Genomic DNA, 232 nt, shown 5'->3' on the forward strand with positions numbered 1-232 from the left:
CTGCGCGGGCTGGACCTGATCCGCGTCTACGGGCGCGGCGACGCCGAACTGGCGCAGGTCACCGAGGCCGCCGACACGATCCGCGACCGCAGCCTCAAGGTGCTGCGCATCGCCTTCCTGTCGTCGGCGGTGCTGGAGTTCTTCGCTTCGGTCAGCGTCGCCATCGTCGCGATGTATTTCGGCTTCACCTACCTGGGGATGATCGACCTGCGCGGCGTGCCGTTCTCGCTCG

At 68.1% G+C, this 232-nt stretch carries 1 protein-coding gene; it reads left to right on the forward strand.

What is annotated here, in order from left to right:
• Positions 1 to 232, forward strand: a 232-nt coding sequence (locus SB660_RS24100) for an ABC transporter transmembrane domain-containing protein (protein ID WP_410585162.1), incomplete at both ends; no start/stop codon positions are given.

The sequence above is a fragment of the Bacillus sp. SIMBA_005 genome (assembly GCF_046535585.1).
GTDB classification, from domain to species: Bacteria; Bacillota; Bacilli; order Bacillales; family Bacillaceae; genus Bacillus; species Bacillus pumilus.